Consider the following 24,312-nt stretch of genomic DNA (forward strand, 5'->3'; position numbering starts at 1 on the left):
CCCTCGGTTTTTTCGCGAGCAAGCTCGCTCCTACAAGAGCGGCATCACCGTCACCCGCACTTCCGGGTCATGGCTGCCTCCCCCCAGAATCACCCCACGCAACGGCGAAACATCGGAGAAATCCCGGCCCCAGGCCAGGGTGATGTGTTCCAGTGCCGGCTGCACATTGTTGGTCGGATCAAAATCCACCCAGCCCGACATCGGGCAGTACACCGAAATCCACGCATGGGACGCATCGGCGCCAATCAGCCGTGGCTGGCCGGGCGGCGGCTGGGTCAGCAGGTAGCCGCTGATATAGCGCGCCGCCAGGCCCCGTGAGCGCAGGCAGGCGAGCATCAGGTGAGCGAAGTCCTGGCACACCCCGCGACGGCGCTCCAGCACCTCCACCAGCGGCGTGGCGACCTGGGTGGCTTCGGCATCGAAGGTGAATTCGCCGAAGATTTTTTCCATCAGGGCCTGAGCGCCCAGCAACAGCGGACGCCCGGGCGGGAAACAGCTTTCGGAGAACTCGACGAAGGTTTTCTTCAGATGCACGTAGGGCGATTCGAAGCGAAAGCGACAGGCTTCGATCAACGCCGGTGACAGCGGTTGGCTGCTGTAGGTCAGGCTGTCGCGAGTCTGGTCCCAGGCCGGCGACTGTTGGAAATCCAGCAGCGGCCGCGCCAGCACTTCCACGGTCAGCCCGGCATTCACCAACAACTCATCATGGGGCCGCTCGAACGCCAGGCGGGTGATCGGGTTGCCGAACACGTCCAGCTCATCGCGGCGCGAGGACGGCAACGGGCTGATATCCAGTTGCTGCGAGGTACAGCGCTGCCAGGCACATGGCCGTGGCCACAGATGCGCCAACTGCTGGGCCAGGGACACCGGGCTGTCGTAGTGGTAATGGGTATCGTGAAAAATCTGATAGCGCGCACTCATCACACCGACACCGTTTGTTGGCTGACATCATCCACATGGGCAAAATGGCGCAAGGCCAGGCGATCCGACACTTGCCCACTCTCATCGGCGACCGCTTGCAGCAGGTCGGCCAGGCCGTCCAGCGCGGCACGCACGCTGGCCTCGCCAAACAGCGGGTTCTCCAGGCAACCCAGGTCGAACCGCGCGAGGCGCTCGACCAACGGCGCCAGGCCGGTTTCCCGGGGCACCGCGAAATCATCGTTGAGACGACGCAAGGTGCGGCTCACCAGCTTCAACTGGAACAACACGGCGTGGGGGTTCTGCTCATCCAGCAGCAACAGGTCGAGCACCGGAATCAGTTGCGGCACCGCCAGGTAGCGCGAGCGGTAGGTGATGCTGCTGTTGCCCAGTTCCAGCAACCATTCCAGCCCGGCCTGATCGAACACCGCCACGCCGCGCAGGAACGCCGCGAGGCTGCTGCTGAGAAACTGCAGGCGCTCGATGCGCCGGCCCATCATCAGAAAGCGCCAGCCTTCGTCGCGGGTCATGTCGTCCAGGGCAAACCCGGACAGCGCCGCCAGGGACATCACCAGGCGGTTGAGGAAGTCCAGCAACTCGCCAAAGTCGGGGCTTTCGCTTTCCAGCTCCAGGGCTTCGCGTTGCAGCTCCACCAGGGCCTGCCAGTTCTCTCGGGACAACTTGCCGCGCACCTGGGACGCCGCCCACTGCAAGCGCTGCAGGTTGGCGCGCAGGCTCGACGGCCAGTCGTCGCCAAGCAAGGCCGCGAGCAGGCGTTCGGGCAACTCGCCCTCCTCCGGCAACAGGCGCAGGTTTTCGCCCAGTTCGACCGCCGCTTGCAACGCCAGCGGATCGTCGCCGTCGACATAGCGCGCCAACACGATGCGCAGCCAGCGCGCGCTGTTATCGCAGCGTTCACAATAACGGCCAAACCAAAACAGGTTTTCCACCACCCGCGACGGCAGATAAGGGTCGCGGCGCACCAGGTCATGGGCGCCGATCGGCCGCTGCGCGCGCCACTGCTCGCCGCCGGCGGCGCGTTCGCCGAGCACCCAGGTGTCCTTGCTCGCGCCGCCGCGTTGCATCGACACCACCTCGGCATCGGCCTCGGCAGCCACGCGGGTCAGGCCGCCGGGCAATACCCGGTAACCGTCGGCGCTGGCCACGGCGTAGACGCGCATGCCGATGGCGCGGTGTTGCAGGTGGTCTTCGACGGTGTGCCACACCGGCGCCTGGGACAGCTGCGCCAGCTCCTGGGCGACATACGCGTAAGGCCGCGCGCGCATGCGCTCGGCCAGGGCCTCGCGTTGTGCGTCGTTCAAGTCACGGCCGAAGACCGGGTTGAAGCTCTGTGACGGAAATGCCGGCTTGATCAGCAGCTCGGGCAGTTTCTCCAGGGCTTCGGCAAGCACCGGCGCTTCGCCGCACCACCACGTCGCAATGGACGGCAGGAGCAGTTCTTCGCCAAACAAAAATTCGTTGATCTTCGGCAGAAAGCCCAACAGGCCGGGGGATTCCAGTACACCGCTACCCAGGGCATTGGCCACCAGCACGTTGCCTTGGCGCGCGGCGTCGAGCAGGCCGGGCACGCCGAGGGCCGAGTCGGTGCGCAGTTCGAGGGGGTCGCAGAAGTCGTCGTCGAGGCGGCGCATGATCGCGTGTACCCGACGCAGGCCACTGAGGGTTTTCAGGAACACCGTGCTGTCGCGCACCGTGAGGTCGCCGCCTTCCACCAGCGGGTAGCCGAGCTGACGGGCGAGGTACAGGTGTTCGAAATAGCTTTCGTTGAAACGCCCAGGCGTGAGAAGCACGATCAACGGCGGCTGACTATCGCTGGGCGCCTGGCGCGCCAGGGTTTCCTGCAGGGTGCGAAAGAAACCGGTGAGGTGCTGCACCTGCAGGTCGCGGTACAGATCCGGAAAGGCGCGGGACACAATGGTGCGGTTTTCCAGCGCATAACCGGCGCCCGAAGGGGCCTGGGTGCGGTCGGCAGTAACCCACCAGCGGCCATCCGGGGTGCGCGCCAGATCGACGGCGTACAGGTGCAGGAACGTACCGTCGGGCGGCTGGATGCCCTGGCACGGCCACAGAAAATTGTTATGCCCGAACACCAGTTCGGCCGGCAGCAGGCCTTCCTTGATCAAGCGTTGCGGGCCGTAGAGGTCCGCCAGTACCGCGTTGAGCAGCCGCGCACGCTGGGCGATGCCGGCCGACAGGTGCTGCCATTCATCGGCCGCCAGCACATGGGGCAGCAGGTCCAGTTCCCACGGGCGATCAGCGCCCTTGGGGTCGGCGTAGACGTTGTAGGTCACGCCGTTTTCCTGGATCTGCCGGGTCAGCAACGCCTGGCGCTGGGCCAGTTGCGCGGGGGTGCTGCGTTGCAGATGGTCGAGCAGGCGCCGCCAATGGGCACGCACCGCGCCACTGTCGTCCAGCAGTTCGTGATAAGTGCCCGCGGTCAGCGGGTAACGGTCGAGCAAGTCGGACATGGAACGCTCGGCAGGGGCAAGGGGGCTCAGATTAACCTAACAAACACTGCAAATCCTTTGTGGGAGGGGGCTTGCTCCCGATTGCGGTGGGTCAGTCAACTCATGTATCGGCTGATTTACCGTAATCGGGAGCAAGCTCCCTCCCACATTTTGGCTTGCATTCAGTCATTTTTATTGGGGAAACGTCGCAGATCCAGGGTCATCGGTAATTCATCGTTCACCACTACGGTCGGAACCGGCTGCTTGCCCGGGGTATGACCCAGGCGGAAGAACCGCGCCATGCGCCGGCTCTCGGCTTCATTGGCATTCACCGGCAGGCTGTCGTAGTTACGCCCGCCCGGATGCGCTACATGATACTGGCAACCGCCCAGGGAGCGCTGCATCCAGGTGTCCAGCAGGTCGAACACCAACGGCGCGTGGACCGCGATGGTCGGCTGCAGGCAGTTGGCCGGTTGCCAGGCGCGATACCGCACGCCGGCGACGAACTCGCCGATGCGCCCGGTCGCTTGCAGCGGCACCGGGATGCCGTTGCAGGTGAGCAAATAGCGTTGCGGTGGCAGCCCGCTCAATTTCACCTGCAGGCGCTCCAGGGACGAATCCACATAACGCACCGTGCCGCCCACCGCGCCCTCCTCGCCCAGCACATGCCAGGGTTCCAGGGCCTGGCGCAGTTCCAGCTCGATACCGCTGACGGCGTAGTCGCCGACTTTGGGAAAGCGGAATTCCAGGTGCGCGGCAAACCATTCGGCGCGCAACGGGTAGCCGGCGGCGTTGAGTTCGACGATCACGTCGGCAAAATCCTGCTCGATGAAGTGCGGCAACAGGAAACGGTCATGCAGCTCAGTGCCCCAGCGCGCCAGCTTTGGTGGCGCATAGGGTTCGCGCCAGAAGCGCGCTACCAGCGCGCGCAGCAGCAGTTGCTGGGTCAGGCTCATGCGCGCATGGGGCGGCATTTCAAAGGCGCGCAACTCCAGCAGGCCCAGGCGCCCGGTGGCGCCATCGGGCGAGTAGAGCTTATCGATACAGAATTCGGCGCGGTGGGTGTTGCCCGTCACGTCGATCAGCAGATTGCGCAGCAGGCGGTCGACCAACCACGGCGGGCACTCTTCGCCTGGCGCGGGCATTTGCGCGAAGGCGATTTCCAGCTCATACAGCGCATCGTTACGCGCTTCATCGACCCGGGGCGCCTGGGACGTCGGGCCGATGAACAAGCCGGAAAACAGGTAGGACAACGACGGATGGTTGTGCCAGTAGCTGATCAAACTGCGCAGCAGATCGGGACGCCGCAGGAACGGTGAGTCCTTGGGTGTCGCGCCGCCCAGCACGAAGTGGTTACCGCCGCCGGTACCGGTGTGGCGCCCGTCGATCATGAACTTCTCGGTGGTCAGGCGGGTTTGTCGCGCCTCTTCGTAGAGGAATTCGGTGCGTTCTACCAGCTCGTCCCAGGTGGCGGACGGCTGCACGTTGACCTCGATCACACCCGGGTCGGGCGTGACCCGGAAGTTGCTCAGACGGTAATCCGCCGGCGGCTCGTAGCCCTCCAGCAGCACCGGGCAGTGCAGCTCTTCGGCGGTGGCTTCGATGGCGGCCACCAGCTCCAGGTAGTCCTCGACGCGCTCCAGCGGTGGCATGAACAGATACAGGCGGCCTTCGCGCGCTTCGGCGCACAGTGCGGTGCGGGTCAGCCAGTCGGCGGACTCGTCGATCTTCGGCAGGCGCTCAGCGCTCGGCGCCGCTTCGCCATGGTGTTGCAATTGCGCCGTGCTCGGCAGCTCGGGCAAGTCCTGGTTGGGGTCGGTCGGGTGGACAAACGGGTACTCTGCCGCCGTCACCCAAGGCTGCGAGGCCAGCGGCAGGCGATAACCCAGCGGCGAATCCCCCGGCACCAGTCGGCAGTGATTGTCGCGCAGGTACCAGCGCCCACTCTGCCAGCGGTCATTGGCAGCGGTGCGCGCCAGCGGCAGCACTTGGCCGATGACCTTATCCAGGCCCTGGCTGAACACTTTGCGCAGACGCTCGCGTTCCAGTTCATCGCTCAGGCGCGGGTCGAGGGCGGTGACGTTTTGCGGCAGCGCGCCTTCGCGCCACAGGTAGTAGAAGTTGTCTTCAAAGGCCGGAAACACAAAGCGCGCCGGCAGCTTCAGGCGCTCGGCAACACTGCCCAGGAAACGCCCGGCCAGCACGCCGTCGGCGCCGTAGTCCTGTTGCTCATCGGCGATCAGCGCGCTGTTGTGCCAAATCGGCTCGCCATCGCGGCGCCAGTAACAGTTGAGCGACCAGCGCGGCAGTTGCTCGCCGGGGTACCACTTGCCCTGGCCGAAATGCACCAGGCCCTTGGGCGCGTAGTGCTTGCGCATGCGCTGGAACAGCTCGGCCGACAGGCGACGCTTGTCCGGCCCCAGGGCAGCGGTGTTCCACTCGGCGCCGTCGGGGTCGTCGATGGAGACGAAGGTCGGTTCGCCGCCCATGGTCAGGCGCACGTCGTCCGCCAGCAGGTCGCCATCGATCTGCCGCCCCAGGGCCTGGATCGCCAGCCACTGTTCTTCGGTGTAGGGCTTGGTTACCCGTGGCGCTTCCCAGATGCGCTCTACCGACATCTCGTGGGTGAATTCGCACTCGCACGGCTCCACCAGGCCACTGATCGGCGCGGCAGACGATGGATCGGGACTACAGGCCAACGGAATATGGCCTTCACCGGCGAACAACCCGGAGGTGGCATCCAGGCCGATCCAGCCGGCGCCGGGCAAATACACTTCACACCAGGCGTGCAGGTCGGTGAAGTCCACCTCGGTACCGGACGGGCCATCGAGGGCTTTGACGTCGGCGGTGAGCTGGATCAGATAGCCGGACACAAACCGCGCCGCCAGCCCCAGGTTGCGCAGCAATTGCACCAGCAGCCAAGCCGAATCGCGGCACGAGCCGGAGGCATTTTCCAGAGTGAACTCCGGGGTCTGCACGCCGGGTTCCATGCGGATCAGGTAACCGATATCGGCGGCCAGGCGTTGGTTGAGGCCCACCAGGAAATCCACGGCCGGCAGCGGCGTGCGGTCGATAGCCGCCAGGTAAGCGGCGAACCTCGGCGTCAGCGGCAAGGTTTCCAGGTACGGCGCCAGCTCGCGCTGCTCGTCGGCGGCGTAGCAAAACGGGATTTTTTCCGCGTAGGGTTCAAGGAAAAAATCGAACGGGTTGAACACCGCCATCTCGGCGACCAGGTCGACTTCGATACGCAGTTCGTCAGTCTTTTCCGGGAACACCAGGCGCGCCAGGTAATTACCCTGAGGATCCTGCTGCCAATTGATGAAATGCTGCTCGGGCAGCACTTTCAGTGCGTAGGACAAAATCCGCGTGCGGCTATGGGCCGCCGGGCGCAAACGCACGATCTGTGGGCCGAGTTCGACAGCGCGGTCGTAGCGGTAATGCGTAACGTGGTGCAACGCGACATGAATCGACACGGCGGCCTCCTGCAAGCCAGGGCATGGACACAACGCGCGCAAGACTTATGCCAGAGCGGCAGTCATTGCGCTTTATCGTAAGACCCGGTGCAGTACAGCACCAAAACGGCGCCAACGTTGGTGCAATGGTGCAAGAGCTGCACATATATGTGGCGGGGAGTGGGTGGGGCGGTATCGGTTTTGGGGGCGGGGTGGGGAATTACCTCGATTTCTTTATTCTGATTATTGCGCGCTCGTGTTTGCGCCGCTTTTCAATGGCCACCCTTACCTTCCCGCGCATATGGCGAAGTTCTATGCATTTGGCACGCAGTTCCCAGTGGCGTTTGCTGCGAAGCAGCAGCAGGCCGAGTACCGGCCAAAAGAAGCATTCCGCGTAAATGAATGGGTTCGGTGAAAAATGAAAACCTGGCACAGCGACCAACAGGCAGGCGATGAAAAGGCCATACATGCCCCAGACCCACTTCGGTCGCCCGTAGGCGATCATGAAATTGCAGTGGGTGATAAACCAGACCAAGAGCACGCCGGCACTTTTAGCAGCCGCGTTCGATAACGATGGAAAATAATAGTTTTCCACCAGCACAACAACAGAAGAACTGCCGAAGATGCCCGCTAAAATTACGCCGATAAACACGGGAAAGTAGCGCAAAAGAAAAGGGCGCACCGGTATGAGAGGTTTCCGTCCGAGAAGTCTCACTCTGATATATCCTCATACAGCCCAACCGCGACGATCCGGGTGTTCCCGAACAGTAAGTTGTCGGGAATGAGGCAACGCTCCCAATTAATCAAAGCAAAATCACCTTTTTTGTAGCCTGTCAGCAATTTTCTGTATCCGTTTTCGCCTAAAACGAAGTTCAACAAGCTTCCCACGCATCTCACGATGACGCTTGCTGTTGAGAATCAGCAGACCAAGCAATGGCCAAAACAGACTTTCGGCATAGATGAACAGATGAGGGGAATAACGAATGGCCGGAAGAGCGGTAACCAGGCAGGCTCCAAAATAGACAACCATGACCCACACCCAGTCTCGTCGCCCACGGACAATCATAATGTTGCTAAGACTCAAGGCGCATGCCAGAACGACACATGCCCACCACGCTACTTGTGCCGAAATAGCTAAAGAAATGGCTTTGAGATAGTAATTTTGCACTACCACCACTACGGAAGATCCAGCAAAAATGCTTGAAAAAATCCCCCCGAGAAACACGGGTAAATAACGCTTGAGAAAAGGGCGAAGGGGCAGCAGCAATATCACTCGGTCATCTCCTCATAAATTCCGACCGCGACAGTGCGAATATTCCCAGACATCGAACTGCTAGCAACCCCTAAGGCAGCACCTATAGCGTCTTGAATCTGCAAAACAGTGCCCTGTTTTACTTCTGCGGGCGTAAAACGCTTTGGCATTTTTCCAGCGAGTTGCTTCAACCTGATCATTTTCCGGGTCATTTCCGGGTGCCGAATACTCAACAACTCCTGGGTCAACTTTGCTCGCTCTTGACGACTCAGTCCTTTCAACACCTGCGGCAAAGTTTTTCCGGTAGATTTTCTTGTCGCATTAACCAGTCGTATAGTTGCCAGTGCCGAGACACTAGCGCCCAGTAGCGAAACGGCGTCCAAACCAATCGTCACAGCCTGATACCATGGCTCGCTATCCAGAGCATCGTTAAGAGCCGGGTCAATAATTTCGTTGCGAGTCCTCTGGCCGCCAACTAAGCACTGAATTGAACTGGCTGTTGCTGATGTAAAGCTTATCGCAGCTACCACCCCAGTAACCCCAAAGCTGAACGGACTGAGCGCCGATCCACTCAGTACCACGATCCAACTGATCACCGCAGAAGTACACGCCAAAGCTGTATTCACCGCCTCAAACGCCACCTGCGACTCTCGCGGCTCATTCGCCAGTTGCCGAGCGAACTCCACCCGCCCGACATAGCTGGGCGCCTCGCGCAAAATCACATTCTTCGGCGCGATACTGCAAATCGGCTGAAATTCACGCAGCACAACCATCCGTAGCTGCGCGTCGATGTACACCACGCCGGCACCGACGATGGCCGGATCAGCATCAATCGCCGCAAATAACTTGCGCAGATCAATACTGCTTTCCAGCCGCTGCCGCGTCATGTAATTGGGACTGAGGAAACTGTCTCTGAATACGCTGGAAGTCATCCCTTTACTCCTGAGGTTCACAAGAGCGCAGAGGGTAAAGACTGCCTATCCCCGAAAAATGTCAGAAGCTTCGCTTTATCCGGACAGGCACTTCCTGATCGTGATGCCGCACCTTGTAAGCCATATCCCGAATAAGAAAAAGTACGCCCCGCGCCACTACCGGCGCACACCAAAACAGGGAGTGACAATGGCAACTGATATGTTTTTGAAGCTGGGGGACATCAAGGGCGAGTCCAAAGACCAGGCCCATCGCGACGAAATCGAGATCAGCCGATGGGGCTGGGGCATGTCCCAGACCGGTTCGATGCATACCGGCAGCGGCGGCGGTGCCGGCAAGGTCAATATTGAAAACCTGTCTGTCTCCAAGGTCATGGACAAGTCTTCACCCAACCTGATGATGGCCTGCTCCACCGGCAAGCATTACCCGGAGGCACGGTTGGTGGTGCGCAAGGCCGGTGGCAGCAATGCCGTGGAGTATCTGGTGATCACGCTGAAGGAAGTGATGGTCACGTCCTACCAAACCGACGCGGTGACCAGCAGCGATGTGCTGACTGAGGTGATAGCCCTGAACTTCGCCACGGTCGAAGTCAGCTACCAGCCGCAGAAATCCGACGGCGGCAAGGACGGCGGCGCCGTCAAATACGGCTGGAACATTCGCCAGAACGTCAAAATCTGAAACCACGTGCCGAGGCTACAGCCCCGCCTTGGCCGCCTCCCGCAACCGCCGCACTTCAACCAACTTCTTGACCATCGACCGATAGCCCTTGCTGTTGATCAGCAACAACCCCAGCAATGGCCAGAACAGGCTTTCACTGTAGATAAACCAGTGCGGCCGGTAGAGCAGTGTCGGCAGCACGACCAACAGGCACACCGCAAAAAACGCCACCATCGCCCACACGCCCCAGGCTCGGCCGCGCACCACCAGGAAGTTGCTGTTGGCCACGAACAGTGCGGCGGCTATCACCACGAACCAGGACACAGTGGCATTGGTTGCCATGGGCACGTCGGAAAAATAGGTGCTGGCCGCCAGGGAAATCGCCGCCGAACCGCCGAGGCAACCAGCGAGAATCACGCCGATGAATGCGGGAAAATGCTCCAGCAAAAACGGTTTAAGCGAAGGAACACCACCCATCACTCGGCCTCTTCGTACAAGCCAATCGCGAAGGTCTTGGCCTGTTTGTAGTTATCCGAACGCTTCAAGCCCCAGACGCTCAGCCCCGCACTGAAGGCATCGCCCAATTGGACATAGGTGGCGTGCTTGAGCTGGGTCGGCGTAAAGCGTTTGGGCAACTCGCCGCTCAGTTGCAGCAGCTTGCGCATCTTGTTCGACATTTGCGGGTCGGCCACTTTCAGCAGCTCTTTGGTGAGTTTCTCCCGCTCCTGCCCGTTCAGGCCTTTGAGCACCTGACGCAGGCTTTTACCCGTGGCCGCACGAGTGACGTTGACCAGCTTGACTGTCGTCAGCGCCGAGGCGCCCACGCCGACCAAGGCGGCACCGTCGAGGACTTTGGTCGCCGTCTGGTACCACTCTTCGTTATCCAGGTAATCATTCATCGACGGGTTGACGATTTCGTTGCGCGTGCGGAACCCACCAACCAGGCACGACACGGTGCTGGCCGAGGCGGCGGTATAGCCGATGGCTGTCACGACCGTGCTGGCCCCAGCGGTGAACGGGATAGCGATGGTGCCGCTCAACACCACCAGCCAGCCAATGACCGCGCCGCCGCAGGACAACGTGGTGTTGAAGGCTTCACTCACCAGTCGCGACTCGCGCGGGTTGTTCAACACTTGGTCGGCGAACTGCGCCGGGGCGATGTATTTCTGCGCCTCGCGCACAATGATGCGCTTGGGTCGAATGCTGCAGATCGGCTTGAACTCGCGCAGGGTCACGACGTTGAAGTCAGCATCGATATACACCACGCCCGCGCCGACGATGCCGGGGTCGGCGTCGATGATGGCAAACAGCCGAGGCAGGTCGACTTCACTCTCGATGCGCTGGCGCGCCATGAACTGCGAGCGATTGGAGTCCATGCCGATGTTGAGCAGGGGGTTGCTCATGGGGGTGTTCTTCCTTGAAAAGTTGGGGACTGGACTGACGCCATCGGGGGCAAGCCCCCTCCCACATTTGAAGTGTGAATACATTCAAAATGTGGGAGGGCCGATGCGACGATTCGGCTTGCTCCCGATAGCGATTTAATGGCCGCCACCTTAACAAACAGACTCCCCACCGGCTAGAAAGCAAAACGCCAGCACGAGGCTGGCGTTTGGCATATTCAGGCAACGATCAACGCGGTACCACCGGCTTGCGGGCTGGCTTGCCGCCCTTGCCCTTGGCCGCATCCGCGCGTTCCTTGGCGGCCTGCTTGTTGCGCGCCATGGCCGCGGCCTTGGCTTGCTCGCGCTTGTCCCACGGGTTGCTGCCGTCGCTGCCACGGGGCGGCAGGCCGGTGTGCTGGGTGAGGATCCTGGTGGTGGTTTCCTTGGCGACCTTGTGGCTGCCGGCCGGCGTCGAGTTTTTGCGACGCGCGCTCTGGTAGCTGTCGGTGGCCGGTTGGTGCAACGGGATCAGTTGATCCTTGCCCGGCCCGATCAGGTCGGCGCGGCCCATGCGGGTCAGTGCTTCGCGCAGCATCGGCCAGCCTTTCGGGTCGTGGTAGCGCAGGAACGCCTTGTGCAGACGGCGCTGTTCTTCGCTCTTGACGATGGTCACCGCGTCGCTCTTGTAGGTGACCTTGCGCAGCGGGTTCTTGCCCGAGTGGTACATCGCGGTGGCGGTGGCCATCGGCGACGGGTAGAACGCCTGCACCTGGTCGGCGCGGAAGCCGTTGCCCTTGAGCCACAGGGCCAGGTTCATCATGTCTTCATCGGTGGTGCCAGGGTGGGCGGCGATGAAGTACGGGATCAGGTACTGTTCCTTGCCCGCTTCCTTGGTGTACTTCTCGAACATGCGCTTGAACTTGTCATAGCTGCCGATGCCCGGTTTCATCATCTGGTTGAGCGGACCTTCCTCGGTGTGTTCCGGGGCGATCTTCAGGTAACCACCGACGTGGTGGGTGACCAGTTCCTTCACATACTCCGGCGACTCAACGGCCAGGTCGTAGCGCAGGCCGGAGGCGATCAGGATCTTCTTCACACCCGGCAACGCACGGGCGCTGCGATACAACTGGATCAGCGACGAGTGGTCGGTGTTCAGGTTCGGGCAGATGCCAGGGAACACGCACGACGGCTTGCGGCACGCGGATTCGATTTCCGGGCTCTTGCAGGCGATGCGGTACATGTTCGCGGTCGGGCCGCCGAGGTCGGAAATCACGCCGGTGAAACCCGGAACCTTGTCGCGGATTTCTTCGATCTCGCGAATGATCGACTCTTCGGAACGGTTCTGGATGATCCGGCCTTCATGCTCGGTGATCGAGCAGAAGGTACAGCCGCCGAAGCAGCCGCGCATGATGTTCACCGAGAAACGGATCATGTCGTAGGCCGGGATTTTTTCCTTGCCATACGCCGGGTGCGGGACACGTGCGTAAGGCATGCCAAACACGTAGTCCATTTCTTCGGTGGTCATCGGAATGGGCGGCGGGTTGAACCACACGTCCACTTCGCCGTGTTTCTGCACCAGGGCCCGGGCGTTGCCTGGGTTGGTTTCCAGGTGCAACACGCGGTTGGCGTGGGCATAAAGCACCGCGTCACCACGGACTTTTTCCACCGATGGCAGGCGGATCACGGTCTTCTCACGGGTCATGCGCGGGCTGGCCAGGATCTGCACGACCTTGGCTTCCTGCGGATCTTCAACCGGCCCCTTTTCCTGCTCGATGGCGCAGGCCTGGGTGTCCTGGGTATTCACGTATGGGTTGATGATCTTGTCGACCTTGCCCGGACGGTCGATACGGGTGGAGTCCACCTCATACCAGCCTTCGGGCGTATCACGGCGAATGAACGCGGTGCCGCGCACATCGGTGATGTCTTCGATCTTGTGGCCCCACGACAGGCGCTGGGCCACTTCGACGATGGCCCGCTCGGCGTTGCCGTACAGCAGGATGTCGGCGGTGGCGTCGATCAGGATCGAGTTGCGCACCCGGTCCTGCCAGTAGTCGTAGTGGGCGATGCGGCGCAGGGACGCTTCGATGCCACCGAGCACGATCGGCACGTTCTTGTAGGCTTCCTTGCAACGCTGGCTGTACACCAGGCTCGCGCGGTCCGGGCGTTTGCCGGCCATGCCGCCAGGGGTGTAGGCGTCGTCGGAGCGGATTTTCTTGTCGGCGGTGTAGCGGTTGATCATCGAGTCCATGTTGCCGGCCGCGACGCCGAAGAACAGGTTCGGCTCGCCGAGCTTCATGAAGTCGTCTTTGGACTGCCAGTTCGGCTGGGCAATGATCCCGACGCGGAAGCCCTGGGACTCCAGCAGCCGGCCGATGATCGCCATGCCGAACGACGGATGGTCAACGTAGGCATCACCGGTGACGATGATGATGTCGCAGGAATCCCAGCCAAGCTGATCCATCTCCTCCCTGCTCATCGGCAGGAATGGCGCAGGACCGAAACATTCGGCCCAGTACTTGGGATAGTCAAATAACGGCTTGGCTGTTTGCATGACGGTGACCGGTGTTGAGATGAAAAATCGCGGGCGCGGAATATAGCACAAATTTTGACCAATTCCGACGATAACAGTAGGAATTGAACAGAAGGATTATTCGTCGTCGTCGAAGTTGTAACTGCCCGGCGCAAGGTTCTCGAAACGCGTGTATTTGCCGATGAACGCCAGGCGGATAAAGCCGATCGGGCCGTTCCGCTGCTTGCCGATGATGATTTCGGCAATGCCTTTGTGCTCGGTCTCCGGGTGATACACCTCGTCGCGGTAGACGAACATGATCACGTCGGCATCCTGCTCGATCGCTCCGGATTCACGCAAGTCGGAGTTCACCGGGCGCTTGTTGGGGCGTTGTTCCAGGGAACGGTTGAGCTGCGACAGCGCCACCACCGGGCAGTTGAATTCCTTGGCCAGGGCTTTCAAGGACCGGGAGATCTCGGAAATCTCGTTGGTCCGGTTGTCGCCGCTGGAACCCGGGATCTGCATCAGTTGCAGGTAGTCGATCATGATCAGGGCGATATCGCCGTGTTCACGCACCAGGCGGCGGGTACGCGCGCGCATCTCCGACGGGCTGATGCCCGCGGTGTCATCGATGAACAGCTTGCGGTCGTTGAGCAGGTTGACCGCCGAGGTCAGGCGCGGCCAATCGTCGTCTTCCAGGCGACCGGCACGCACTTTGGTCTGGTCGATACGGCCCAGGGACGAGAGCATCCGCATGATCAGCGATTCGCCTGGCATCTCCAGGGAGTACACCAGCACGGTCTTGTCACTGCGCAACACGGCGTTTTCCACCAGGTTCATCGCAAAGGTGGTTTTACCCATGGATGGACGGCCGGCGACGATGATCAGGTCGGACGGCTGCAGGCCGCTGGTCTTCTCGTCGAGGTCGGTGTAACCGGTGGAGATGCCGGTGATGGCATTGTCGGTGTTGAACAGCGTATCGATACGGTCGATGGCCTTGGTCAGCAGGTCGTTGACGCTGACCGGGCCGCCGGTTTTCGGCCGGGCTTCGGCGATCTGGAAGATCTGGCGCTCGGCCTCGTCAAGGATCTCGGCGGCGCTGCGACCTTCGGGGTTGAAGGCGCTGTCGGCGATTTCGGTGCTGATGCCGATCAACTGGCGCAAGGTGGCGCGCTCGCGAACGATCTGGGCATACGCCTTGATGTTGGCGACGGATGGCGTGTTTTTGGCCAACTCACCGAGGTAGCCCAGGCCGCCGACCTGGGAGGTCTGGCCTTCCTTGTCCAGTTGCTCGGCCAGGGTCACCACGTCGATCGGTGAGTTCTGGTCGGCCAGCTTGGCGATGGCGCGGAAGATCAGGCGGTGGTCATGACGATAGAAATCACCGTCCGAGACTTGATCCAGCACGCGTTCCCAGGCGTTGTTGTCCAGCATCAAACCACCGAGCACGGCCTGTTCGGCCTCGATGGAATGCGGCGGCACCTTCAGGGCAGCGGTTTGCAGATCGTATTGCTCAGGAGCTGAAATATCGTTCATGGCCACTTGGAATTAGGGGGTGTGTAAAAAACAAAAGGCACGACCTGTAAACAGGATCGTGCCCGATGTTAACCGCCTGGCACGCGAGGTGCCAGTCAGTTAGGTGCGACTTAAGCTGCTACCACGACAACGCGTACAGTGGCTTCAACTTCAGCGTGCAGGTGCACGGCTACGTCGAATTCACCTACGTTGCGGATGGTGCCGTTCGGCAGACGAACTTCGCTTTTCGCAACTTCAACGCCAGAGGCGGTCAGTGCGTCAGCGATGTCGTGGGTGCCGATCGAACCGAACAGCTTGCCTTCGTCACCGGCGGTGGCAGTGATAGTCACTTCCAGCTCAGCCAGTTGGGCAGCGCGAGTTTCGGCCGAAGCTTTTTTGTCTGCTGCTGCTTTTTCCAGCTCAGCACGACGCTCTTCAAACGCAGCCAGGTTGGCAGCGGTTGCAGCGGTGGCTTTGCCGTATGGCAGCAGGTAGTTACGACCGTAGCCGGCCTTAACGTTCACTTTGTCGCCCAGGTTGCCCAGGTTGGCGACTTTTTCCAGAAGGATCAGTTGCATGTGAAAATCCTCTAACTTTTAACCTTCACCGTTCGCGTTATCGGCGTCTTTCGGCGCCAGACGACCGCGAAAATCAATCAGGCCGTCGACAATGGCCAAAACCACGAGTAACGGATAGATCAGCTGCATGAACAGCATCAGCGTGACGTACAACCCCACCAGCCAGAACCTGGCCAGGCGCTTCTGCGCCACCAGCCCGTGAATCAGGGCCAGCCCGGAGAACACCAGCGGTACGCTGCAAAACAGCAATAACAAGGCCGCCTCTGGACCGAAGTTCGGTCCGACCACCATGCATGCCAGCAGCAACATCGCCGGGCCCGCGGGGATTCTGATACTGCGAAACTCGCGACCAAAACCACCCGGGTTGTACAACAACGCCTGCCAGTAACGCCCAAGCATCAGGCTCAGCACACTGACAATCTGCAACACCACCGCCATCAGGCCGATCAGGGCCGGTGCTATCAGCGCCGCAAGGCGCGCTCGCTCGTCTACCGACAATTGCTGGTAGAGCTCCCCGAGAGCCAGCGGCAGGACCTTGACGATCTCTTGCGCCAGCGCCTCGATTTGCGGGTGGAAAGCCGCGCCGAGCAACACTGAAAACACCAACCCCAATGCCACGCTGACCAGCAGCGTGCGGACCCAGGACTCACTTGCGCGTAAAACCAACGCAAGGCTCGACGACCCCAGCAGCACCATAAGCACTTTGGGTTCGCCCAATTGCAGCCACCAGATCAAGGCAGCCAGCAACCCCAGGGCCAGGACGCCAACGGCATCCTGCAAACCGCGCCGCAGAAGCACAAGGCATCCCGCGGCAGCACCCAACCAATACAACAACGGCAATGCTGCACATCCAGCCACTACCAGAGTGGCCTGCACGCGACCGCGCATGATGAACTCAGCTAAGGCGCGCATGCATTCAATCCCTTACTACTTGTCGACTGCCCGGTCTCAGCGGCCGTGGCTGTCGGTGTAGGCCAGCAGGGCCAGGAAGCGGGCGCGCTTGATAGCGGTGGCCAGCTGACGCTGATAACGTGCTTTGGTACCGGTGATACGGCTTGGAACGATTTTGCCGGTCTCGGATACGTAGGCTTTCAGAGTGTTGAGATCTTTGTAATCGATCTCTTTCACGTCTTCAGCGGTGAAGCGGCAGAATTTACGACGACGGAAGAAACGTGCCATTTGATAGGCTCCTTAAAAGGTCCGTGGATTACTCGTCAGCGTTATCGCTGTTGTCGCTGTCATCACTATCAGCGCTTTCAGCGCCTTCGTGCTCAGGACGGTCGCGACGCTCACGGCGCTCACTGCGGTTTTCTTCAGCCTTGAGCATCTCGGATTGGCCGGTAACGGCTTCTTCGCGACGGATGACCAGGTTACGGATCACAGCATCGTTGTAGCGGAAGTTGTCTTCCAGCTCGGCCAGGGCCTTGCCAGTGCATTCAACGTTCAGCATCACGTAGTGAGCCTTGTGAACATTGTTGATTGCGTAGGCCAGTTGACGACGGCCCCAATCTTCCAGACGGTGGATTTTGCCGCCGTCTTCTTCGATCAGCTTGGTGTAACGCTCTACCATGCCGCCGACTTGCTCGCTTTGATCCGGGTGGACCAAAAAGATGATTTCGTAATGACGCATGAATGCTCCTTACGGGTTGTAGCCTGCCGCTCAAAAACGGTCAGACAAGGAGTGAATGACACTTATGGATCTTGCCGCAGGGAGGCACATCGGTGCCTGCCAGGAAGGCAAGGGGCGCAATTGTAGAGAAGGGGGAGGAAGGGCGCAAGGTGATTGGTGATTATTTGAACAATCTTCCAGGCACCACAAAACAAAAGTGGGAGAGGGCTTGCTCCCTCCCACATTTTGCATCTATGCCAGGCCCGACATTACTTCTTGGTCTTGGCCTTCGCACCGCGCTGGCGCTGGGCTTCGAACAGGCACACGCCGGTAGCGACCGACACGTTGAGACTGCTGACGCTGCCAGCCATCGGCAGATGAACCAGATAATCGCAATGCTCGCGGGTCAGGCGACGCATGCCTTTGCCTTCGGCGCCCATGATCAGGATGGTCGGGCCAGTGAGGTCCTGGTCATAAATACTGACCTCGGCCTCCCCCGCCGTGCCCACGACCCACAGGCCGCGCTGCTGGAGTTTCTCCAGGGTGCGCGCGAGGTTGGTCACGGCCACCAACGGAATCACTTCCGCCGCGCCGCATGCGACTTTACGCACAACTGGCGTCAACGTGGCCGACTTGTCCTTGGGCACAATCACCGCCAGCGCACCGGCAGCATCCGCAGAACGCAGGCAGGCGCCGAGGTTGTGCGGGTCGGTCACGCCGTCCAGCACCAGCAACAGCGGTGCGCCTTCGGTGCGGTCGAGCAGTTCGTCGAGCATCGCCTCGCCCCACACCTGGCTCGGGCTGACATCCGCGACGACGCCTTGGTGGACGCCTTCAACCCACACGTCCATTTCGCGACGCTCGGCCTGGCCGATCGCCACGCGGTTTTCGTTGGCCAGCTCGACCAGCGCCTGCACACGCGGCTCGCTGCGACCTTCGGCCAGCCAAACCTGTTTGACGCGTTTAGGGTGATGACGCAGCAGTGCTTCTACGGCGTGGACGCCGTAGATTTTTTCCAGACTCATGACTTGGCCTTAGGTTTACGCGACCCGCCGCTTTTCGCGGGGGCCGAACCCGCTTTTGGCGGGCCTTTACGGTGTTTACTGGGCTTGCTCGACGGCTTTTCCGCCGTGTGGGGCTTTCCCCCAGACGCCGCTTTACCACCGCTTTTGGCTTCGTTGAGCAACTGCTGCTTCAACTCACGGCTTCTGCGCAGTTCGGCGTTTTTCGCCGCTGCATCGCTTGGGCGGTAGGCCTCGGGAACCTTGTCCTTGGCCGCCGGACGACGACTGGCCTTGGCCGGCGCAGGCTCGGCAACCGCTGCTTTCGCAGGAGCGCCCTTGCCTTGGGTGGCCGGCGCGGCGGTTTCGCTGCCACGTTTTTTACGGCCGATCGGCGCGGCGATGGTTTTTTCGGCCATCTCGAAGTCGATCTTGCGTTCGTCCAGGTCGACGCGCATGACGCGCACTTCGACCGTGTCGCCCAGGCGGAAACTGCGACCGGTACGCTCGCCCGCCAGGCGGTGATGCACAGGATCGAAGTGGTAGTAGTCACCCGGCAAGGCGGTGACATGCACCAGGCCCTCGACGTAGATATCGGTCAGTTCGACAAACAGGCCAAAGCCGGTCACGGCCGTGATCACGCCAGGGAACGACTCGCCCACGCGGTCCTTCATGAACTCGCACTTGAGCCAGTTCACGACGTCGCGGGTGGCTTCGTCGGCACGGCGCTCGCTCATGGAGCACTGCTCGCCGAGCTGTTCCAGGGCCGCTTCGTCGTAAGGATAGATCCGCGCCTTCGGAATGGTCATGGCACCGGCGCGCTTGACGTGCGGGGTGTCCTGCTTGGAGTGGATCACGCTGCGGATCGCACGGTGCGTGAGCAAGTCCGGGTAACGACGGATCGGTGAGGTGAAGTGGGTGTACGCCTCGTAATTCAGGCCGAAGTGGCCCTGATTGTCGGCGCTGTACACCGCCTGGCTCAGCGAACGCAGCATCACGGTCTGGATCAGGTGGAAATCCGGACGGTCCTTGATGCTGGCCAGCAGTGCCTGGTAATCCTTCGGCGACGGGCCGTCCTTGCCTTTATGCAGGGACAGGCCGAGCTCGCCGAGGAAGGCGCGCAGTTTTTCCAGACGCTCCGGCGGCGGGCCGTCGTGTACCCGGTACAGCGCAGGAATTTCGTGCTTCTTCAGGAATTCAGCGGTGGCCACGTTGGCCGCCAGCATGCATTCCTCGATCAGCTTGTGCGCGTCGTTGCGGGTGGTCGGGGTGATCTCGGCGATCTTGCGCTCGGAACCGAAGATGATCCGGGTTTCCTGGGTTTCAAAATCGATCGCGCCACGCACATGACGTGCGCCCAGCAGCACCTTGTACAGCGCATACAGCTGCTTGAGATGCGGCACCACACCGGCGTATTCGGTACGCAGGGCCTTGGCTTCGCTGGTCTTCGGCGTTTCCAGGATGGTGCTGACCTTGTTGTAGGTCAGGCGCGCCTGGGAGTGGATCACCGCTTCGTAGAACTGGTAGTCGGTCATTTCGCCGGTTTTCGAGAGGGTCATCTCGCACACCATGGCCAAACGGTCGACTTTCGGGTTCAGCGAGCACAGGCCGTTGGACAGCTGCTCAGGCAGCATCGGGATCACGCGCTCAGGGAAATACACGGAGTTGCCGCGCACCTGGGCTTCGTTATCCAGCGCCGAACCGATCTTCACGTAGCTGGAGACGTCGGCAATCGCCACGTACAACTTCCAGCCGCCGGAGAACAGGCGCAACTTGCCAGGCTTGGCTTCGCAATACACCGCATCGTCGAAGTCGCGGGCGTCTTCGCCGTCGATGGTGACGAACGGCAGATGGCGCAGGTCGATGCGCTTTTCCTTGTCTTTCTCTTCGACTTCCGGCTTGAGCTTGGCGGCTTCCTTGAGCACGGCTTCGGGCCAGACGTGAGGAATATCGTAGGTGCGCAGCGCGACGTCGATTTCCATGCCCGGCGCCATGTAGTTGCCGACCACTTCGATGATATCGCCCTGAGGCTGGAAGCGCGGGGTCGGCCAGTGGGTGATTTTCACCTCCACGAACTGACCGACCTTGGCCGCGCCATTGCGGCCCGGGGTCACCAGCACTTCCTGCTGGACCTTCGGGTTGTCCGGAATGACGAAGCCGATGCCGCCTTCTTCGAAGTAACGCCCGACGATGGACTCATGGGCACGGGACACCACTTCGACGATCACGCCTTCACGGCGGCCGCGACGGTCCAGGCCCGACACGCGCGCCAGCGCACGGTCGCCATCGAACACCAGGCGCATTTGCGCCGGGCTCATGAACAGGTCGTCGCTGCCGTCATCCGGGATCAGGAAGCCAAAGCCGTCACGGTGGCCGGCAATGCGACCCAGGATCAGGTCGAGCTTGTCCACGGGCGCATAGGTGCCACGGCGGGTGTAGATCAACTGAGCATCGCGCTCCATGGCACGCAGACGGCGGCGCAGGGCTTCGAGCTGGTCTTCGGTGGTCAGACCGAATTCTTCAACCAGCTGCTCGCGGCTAGCAGGCGAACCACGATCGGCGAGATGCGCCAGGATCAGTTCGCGGCTAGGAATAGGGTTTTCATATTTTTCCGCTTCACGAGCGGCCTCGGGATCGAGGGACTGCCAATCGGCCATTAGAGAGTTTTCACCTTGTCTATATGCGGGTTAGTTTGGCATACGCGTATTGAAACGGGAAATTTCAGGCGTCAACAAGCGTTTTAAAGCACTTTGTGACCCCCAACACGCACCTTGTACGACCATTGGCGAAATTTTCCAGGCTTTTTTCATGGCAGGGGTTTACAGTTCAAAAGCCACTCCGTATAGTGCGCGCCATCGACGACGGCAACGTTGAAGATACTGCCCAGATGGTGAAATTGGTAGACACGCCAGCTTCAGGTGCTGGTGACCGCAAGGTCGTGGAAGTTCGAGTCTTCTTCTGGGCACCAATTCAAAACTCGAGGTCAGCCTTGAGTTATCCAGAAACCCGCGAAAGCGGGTTTTTGCGTTACAGTCCTTTGATTCTTAACGAAAAACTGATTTATATTTTCGAATCAGGGGTTTACAGATCAAAAAGCGCTCCGTATAGTTCGCTCCATCAACAGCGGCAACGTTGCTTGATAATGCCCAGGTGGTGAAATTGGTAGACACGCCAGCTTCAGGTGCTGGTGATCGCAAGGTCGTGGAAGTTCGAGTCTTCTCCTGGGCACCAAATTCAGATCAAACCCGCGAAAGCGGGTTTTTTCGTTTCTGGGGTGTGAAAACCGCCCCATGGATTTCTCCTTCATCCGCACTTGAGAAGCTTTATCGTTTATCCTTGCAACGATTTGTTGCACTCAAGCGAGGAAACTTCCGGATGATGATCCGTGGCACCCATCTCAAGACATCCCTTCTGCGTGGCCTTAGCCTCACTCTGCTCAGCCTGACCCTGCTCTCGCCCACCGCCTATTGCGCCGACAAGGTTGCCCTGACCCTGTACAACGGCCAACACAAAGAAGTCGGCGATGAACTCGCCAAAGCCTTCGAAGCCAAGACCGGCATTCACGTCAACGTGCGCAAAGGCAGCAGCAACCAGCTGGCCAGCCAGGTCGTCGAAGAAGGCGCGCGCTCCCCGGCCGATGTGATCTACACCGAAGAATCGCCGCCGTTGAACAAACTCGGCGAGCAAGGCCTGCTGGCGAAAATCGACGCCGGCACCCTCGAGGTATTGCCCAAGGATTACATCGGCAGCCAGGGTGACTGGATGGGCGTGACCGCACGCACCCGCGTCGTGGCCTTCAACCCGAAACTGATCGCCGAGAAAGACCTGCCCAAGTCGGTACTGGATTTCGCCCGCCCCGAATGGCAAGGCAAGGTCGGCTTCGTGCCCACCAGCGGCGCGTTCCAGGAGCAAGCCGTGGCGATCATCAAGCTGCACGGTCGCGAAGCCGCCGAAGAATGGCTGACCGGCCTGCGCGCCTTCGGCAAGGTGTACAGCAACAATATGGTCGCCCTCAAAGCCGTGGAAAACGGCGAAGTCGCCAGCGTGCTGGTGAACAACTACTACTGGTTTGCCCTGAAGAAGGAAAAAACCAACCTGGACTCGCAACTGCACTACTTCACCAACGGCGATGCCGGCGGCCTGATCACCGTGTCTTCCGCTGCCGCGCTGAAATCCAGCAAGCACCCGCAAGAAGCCCAGCAACTGCTGGCGTTCATGGTCAGCGAAGAAGGCCAGCGCGTGATCACCAACACCTCGGCCGAATACCCGCTGCGCAAGGGCATGGAGTCCAGTCGCGGCCTGAAGCCGTTCAGCGAGCTGCAACCGCCGAAAGTCACCCCCGCCGACCTGGGTAACGCGCAAGAAGCCCTGGACCTGGAACGTGACGTTGGCCTGAACTGATGAACCCATCGCTCCGCGCTCCCGCCCTGCGCGGGGGCTACAGCCCGCGACGCAAGCGCCCGTCGATCTGGCTGTTACTACCCGTGCTGCTCCTGGTGGGCTTGAGCCTGTTGCCGCTGGCGTATGTCGGGCTCAAGGCCTGGCAAGCGGGCTGGGCGGAGGCCGTGCATCTGCTGTGGCGCCCGTATGTGTTCGGGCTGCTGCGCAACACCCTGGCGCTGATGGTCGGGGTCACACTGGCGTGCGGCGTGATCGGCCTATCTCTCGCCTGGCTGCTGGAGCGCAGCAACCTGCCGGGGCGCCGCCTCTGGGGCGTGATCCTGTGCCTGCCGTTTGCGGTGCCGGCGTTTGTCAGCAGCTTCACCTGGGTGTCGCTGAGCGCCAACCTCGAAGGGCTCGGCGGGGCGATCCTGGTGATGACCCTGTCGAAATACCCGCTGGTGTTTCTGCCGGTGGCGGCGACCCTGCGCAATCTCGACCCCTCCCTCGAAGAGTCCGCGCGCACCCTGGGGCTGAATCGCTGGGGCGTGTTCCGGCGCATCACCCTGCCCTTGCTGTGGCCGTCGCTGTTGGCCGGGGCATTGTTGATCGCGCTGCATATGCTGGTGGAATTCGGCGCGCTGTCGATCATCGGCCTGCAGACCTTTACTACGGCGATCTATCAGCAATTCGAACTGGAATTCAGCAACGCCAATGCAGCGATGCTGTCGGCGGTGTTGCTGGCAATGTGCCTGACACTGCTGTGGCTGGAACTGCGCGTGCGCGGCAAGGGCCGACATGTGCGGATCGGCCAGGGCGCGGCGCGGCATGCGGAACAGGTCCGACTGGGCAAGTGGGCGCCATTGGGGCAGCTGTATTGCCTGGCGTTGGCGATCATCGGCAGCGGCATTCCGCTGGGGATGCTCGGCTATTGGCTGGCGGTGGGCTCGTCGGCCGCGTTCCCGGTGGCCGAGATTGGTGAGGCGCTGCTGTCCTCCCTGGCGCTGTCGCTGGGCGGCGCGGCGCTGTGCCTGGCACTCGCGGTGCCGGTGGGGTTGCTGGTGGTGCGCTACAAAGGCCCGCTGGCGCTCTGGGCCGAGCGCCTGCCGTACTTGCTGCACGCCCTGCCCGGCCTGGTGATTGCGCTGACGCTGGTGTACTTCGCCTTGCACTACGTGCCGGCGCTGTACCAGACGTCGGCACTGCTGTTGATTGCCTATGCGCTGCTGTTTCTGCCGCTGGCCCAGGCGCCGATCCGGACAGCCTTGAACAAGGCGGCACCGCAGTTGGAAGAGGCGGCACGCACGCTGGGTGCGTCGTCGTTCAGTGCCTTTTGCCGAGTGACCCTGCCGATTATTTTCCCGGCTTTGGGGGCGGCATTCGCGCTGGTATTTCTCGATGCGATGAAGGAATTGACCGCGACATTACTGCTCAGCCCAACCGGGCTGAATACCCTGGCGACAGCGGTGTGGGCGCACACCTCGAATATCGAATTCGCGGCGGCGGCGCCGTATGCGGCGTTGTTGATTCTGGTGTCGGGGTTGCCGGTTTATTTGCTCACGACGCGGATGTATCTGAGTCGCTGAAACCGCTATCGGGGGCAAGCCCCCTCCCACAGTTGACTGGGTTCCAGCTTTGGAATGCAGTCGAATGTGGGAGGG

Annotated in this window: 19 protein-coding genes and 2 tRNA genes; 5 read left to right on the plus strand and 16 right to left on the minus strand. The window is 61.1% G+C overall.

What is annotated here, in order from left to right; all coding sequences use genetic code 11:
• Positions 1–30 precede the first annotated feature (30 nt).
• The 6 genes from NR164_RS07160 to NR164_RS07185 all read right to left on the minus strand — a co-directional run bounded on the left by NR164_RS07160 (position 31) and on the right by NR164_RS07185 (position 9,022).
• Positions 31–921: a transglutaminase family protein gene (locus NR164_RS07160; RefSeq protein WP_046384888.1), complete on the minus strand. Its 891-nt coding sequence runs from the start codon at positions 919–921 to the stop codon at positions 31–33.
• A complete protein-coding gene (locus NR164_RS07165; RefSeq protein WP_046384889.1) occupies positions 921–3,407 on the minus strand; it encodes a circularly permuted type 2 ATP-grasp protein in 2,487 nt (828 codons plus the stop codon). Before NR164_RS07165 ends, NR164_RS07160 begins: the two co-directional genes overlap by 1 nt.
• 161 nt (positions 3,408–3,568) lie before the next feature.
• Positions 3,569–6,859, minus strand: a complete 3,291-nt coding sequence (locus NR164_RS07170) for a transglutaminase family protein (RefSeq protein ID WP_256822542.1) — start codon at positions 6,857–6,859, stop codon at positions 3,569–3,571.
• 199 nt (positions 6,860–7,058) lie between these two features.
• The gene (locus NR164_RS07175) at positions 7,059–7,553 is read right to left on the minus strand and encodes a hypothetical protein (RefSeq protein ID WP_256822543.1); all 495 of its coding nucleotides are present in this window, start codon (positions 7,551–7,553) and stop codon (positions 7,059–7,061) included.
• A 99-nt stretch (positions 7,554–7,652) separates the two neighbouring features.
• The gene (locus tag NR164_RS07180; RefSeq protein WP_079442726.1) at positions 7,653–8,111 is read right to left on the minus strand and encodes a hypothetical protein; all 459 of its coding nucleotides are present in this window, start codon (positions 8,109–8,111) and stop codon (positions 7,653–7,655) included.
• Complete coding sequence (locus tag NR164_RS07185) at positions 8,108–9,022, minus strand: NAD synthetase (protein WP_256822544.1); 915 nt, start codon at positions 9,020–9,022, stop codon at positions 8,108–8,110. Before NR164_RS07185 ends, NR164_RS07180 begins: the two co-directional genes overlap by 4 nt.
• A 187-nt stretch (positions 9,023–9,209) precedes the next feature.
• Between NR164_RS07185 and NR164_RS07190 the strand changes: the two genes are divergently transcribed.
• Complete coding sequence (locus NR164_RS07190) at positions 9,210–9,698, plus strand: type VI secretion system tube protein Hcp (protein ID WP_046384893.1); 489 nt, start codon at positions 9,210–9,212, stop codon at positions 9,696–9,698.
• Between the two features lie 15 nt (positions 9,699–9,713).
• Here the strand turns inward: NR164_RS07190 and NR164_RS07195 are convergent, their stop codons facing one another.
• From NR164_RS07195 to rnr, 10 genes are all read right to left on the minus strand, one after another.
• The gene (locus NR164_RS07195; RefSeq protein ID WP_046384894.1) at positions 9,714–10,154 is read right to left on the minus strand and encodes a hypothetical protein; all 441 of its coding nucleotides are present in this window, start codon (positions 10,152–10,154) and stop codon (positions 9,714–9,716) included.
• Entirely contained in the window at positions 10,154–11,080 is a 927-nt protein-coding gene (locus NR164_RS07200; RefSeq protein ID WP_046384895.1) for a hypothetical protein, read from the minus strand. The genes NR164_RS07195 and NR164_RS07200 overlap by 1 nt, the downstream gene beginning before the upstream one ends.
• A 226-nt stretch (positions 11,081–11,306) precedes the next feature.
• Positions 11,307–13,610 carry a YgiQ family radical SAM protein gene (locus NR164_RS07205; protein WP_026140380.1) on the minus strand — a complete coding sequence of 768 codons (2,304 nt, stop codon included), beginning with the start codon at positions 13,608–13,610 and terminating at the stop codon, positions 11,307–11,309.
• Positions 13,611–13,706: 96 nt separating this feature from the next.
• On the minus strand, positions 13,707–15,104 hold the full coding sequence (gene dnaB / locus NR164_RS07210; protein WP_017849744.1) for a replicative DNA helicase: 1,398 nt from the start codon (positions 15,102–15,104) through the stop codon (positions 13,707–13,709).
• 110 nt (positions 15,105–15,214) lie between these two features.
• On the minus strand, positions 15,215–15,661 hold the full coding sequence (gene rplI, locus NR164_RS07215) for a 50S ribosomal protein L9 (protein WP_010563337.1): 447 nt from the start codon (positions 15,659–15,661) through the stop codon (positions 15,215–15,217).
• Positions 15,662–15,679: 18 nt separating this feature from the next.
• Positions 15,680–16,573 carry a hypothetical protein gene (locus NR164_RS07220; protein ID WP_057003678.1) on the minus strand — a complete coding sequence of 298 codons (894 nt, stop codon included), beginning with the start codon at positions 16,571–16,573 and terminating at the stop codon, positions 15,680–15,682.
• Between the two features lie 36 nt (positions 16,574–16,609).
• Complete coding sequence (gene rpsR / locus NR164_RS07225) at positions 16,610–16,840, minus strand: 30S ribosomal protein S18 (protein ID WP_002551829.1); 231 nt, start codon at positions 16,838–16,840, stop codon at positions 16,610–16,612.
• 28 nt (positions 16,841–16,868) lie between these two features.
• Entirely contained in the window at positions 16,869–17,291 is a 423-nt protein-coding gene (rpsF, locus tag NR164_RS07230; RefSeq protein ID WP_003217491.1) for a 30S ribosomal protein S6, read from the minus strand.
• Positions 17,292–17,539: 248 nt separating this feature from the next.
• Positions 17,540–18,295: a 23S rRNA (guanosine(2251)-2'-O)-methyltransferase RlmB gene (rlmB, locus tag NR164_RS07235; protein WP_046384896.1), complete on the minus strand. Its 756-nt coding sequence runs from the start codon at positions 18,293–18,295 to the stop codon at positions 17,540–17,542.
• Complete coding sequence (gene rnr / locus NR164_RS07240; RefSeq protein ID WP_046384897.1) at positions 18,292–20,928, minus strand: ribonuclease R; 2,637 nt, start codon at positions 20,926–20,928, stop codon at positions 18,292–18,294. The genes rlmB and rnr overlap by 4 nt, the downstream gene beginning before the upstream one ends.
• Positions 20,929–21,152: 224 nt before the next feature.
• Between rnr and NR164_RS07245 the strand changes: the two genes are divergently transcribed.
• The 4 genes from NR164_RS07245 (at position 21,153) to NR164_RS07260 (ending at position 24,237) form a co-directional block, all read left to right on the plus strand.
• A tRNA-Leu gene (locus tag NR164_RS07245) sits at positions 21,153–21,239 on the plus strand.
• A 176-nt stretch (positions 21,240–21,415) separates the two neighbouring features.
• Positions 21,416–21,502: transfer RNA gene (locus NR164_RS07250), tRNA-Leu, on the plus strand.
• Between the two features lie 144 nt (positions 21,503–21,646).
• Positions 21,647–22,672 (plus strand): extracellular solute-binding protein, encoded by a 1,026-nt coding sequence (locus tag NR164_RS07255; protein WP_079442722.1) that lies wholly within the window; start codon positions 21,647–21,649, stop codon positions 22,670–22,672.
• Positions 22,672–24,237, plus strand: a complete 1,566-nt coding sequence (locus NR164_RS07260; protein WP_256822545.1) for an iron ABC transporter permease — start codon at positions 22,672–22,674, stop codon at positions 24,235–24,237. Before NR164_RS07255 ends, NR164_RS07260 begins: the two co-directional genes overlap by 1 nt.
• Positions 24,238–24,312: the final 75 nt, after the last annotated feature.

This window comes from Pseudomonas sp. Pse79 (assembly GCF_024519615.1).
In the GTDB taxonomy this organism is placed as follows: domain Bacteria; phylum Pseudomonadota; class Gammaproteobacteria; order Pseudomonadales; family Pseudomonadaceae; genus Aquipseudomonas; species Aquipseudomonas veronii.

Bases quoted from the DNA above. Each gene is read 5' to 3' on its own strand.
- NR164_RS07190 (WP_046384893.1), top strand. From the start codon at position 9,210: ATGGCAACTGATATGTTTTTGAAGCTGGGGGACATCAAGGGCGAGTCC.
- NR164_RS07205 (WP_026140380.1), bottom strand. From the start codon at position 13,610: ATGCAAACAGCCAAGCCGTTATTTGACTATCCCAAGTACTGGGCCGAA.
- NR164_RS07160 (WP_046384888.1), bottom strand. From the start codon at position 921: ATGAGTGCGCGCTATCAGATTTTTCACGATACCCATTACCACTACGAC.
- NR164_RS07255 (WP_079442722.1), top strand. From the start codon at position 21,647: ATGATGATCCGTGGCACCCATCTCAAGACATCCCTTCTGCGTGGCCTT.
- rplI (WP_010563337.1), bottom strand. From the start codon at position 15,661: ATGCAACTGATCCTTCTGGAAAAAGTCGCCAACCTGGGCAACCTGGGC.
- NR164_RS07185 (WP_256822544.1), bottom strand. From the start codon at position 9,022: ATGACTTCCAGCGTATTCAGAGACAGTTTCCTCAGTCCCAATTACATG.
- rpsR (WP_002551829.1), bottom strand. From the start codon at position 16,840: ATGGCACGTTTCTTCCGTCGTCGTAAATTCTGCCGCTTCACCGCTGAA.
- NR164_RS07195 (WP_046384894.1), bottom strand. From the start codon at position 10,154: ATGGGTGGTGTTCCTTCGCTTAAACCGTTTTTGCTGGAGCATTTTCCC.
- NR164_RS07220 (WP_057003678.1), bottom strand. From the start codon at position 16,573: ATGCGCGCCTTAGCTGAGTTCATCATGCGCGGTCGCGTGCAGGCCACT.
- rlmB (WP_046384896.1), bottom strand. From the start codon at position 18,295: ATGAGTCTGGAAAAAATCTACGGCGTCCACGCCGTAGAAGCACTGCTG.
- NR164_RS07165 (WP_046384889.1), bottom strand. From the start codon at position 3,407: ATGTCCGACTTGCTCGACCGTTACCCGCTGACCGCGGGCACTTATCAC.
- rpsF (WP_003217491.1), bottom strand. From the start codon at position 17,291: ATGCGTCATTACGAAATCATCTTTTTGGTCCACCCGGATCAAAGCGAG.
- NR164_RS07200 (WP_046384895.1), bottom strand. From the start codon at position 11,080: ATGAGCAACCCCCTGCTCAACATCGGCATGGACTCCAATCGCTCGCAG.
- rnr (WP_046384897.1), bottom strand. From the start codon at position 20,928: ATGGCCGATTGGCAGTCCCTCGATCCCGAGGCCGCTCGTGAAGCGGAA.
- NR164_RS07260 (WP_256822545.1), top strand. From the start codon at position 22,672: ATGAACCCATCGCTCCGCGCTCCCGCCCTGCGCGGGGGCTACAGCCCG.
- dnaB (WP_017849744.1), bottom strand. From the start codon at position 15,104: ATGAACGATATTTCAGCTCCTGAGCAATACGATCTGCAAACCGCTGCC.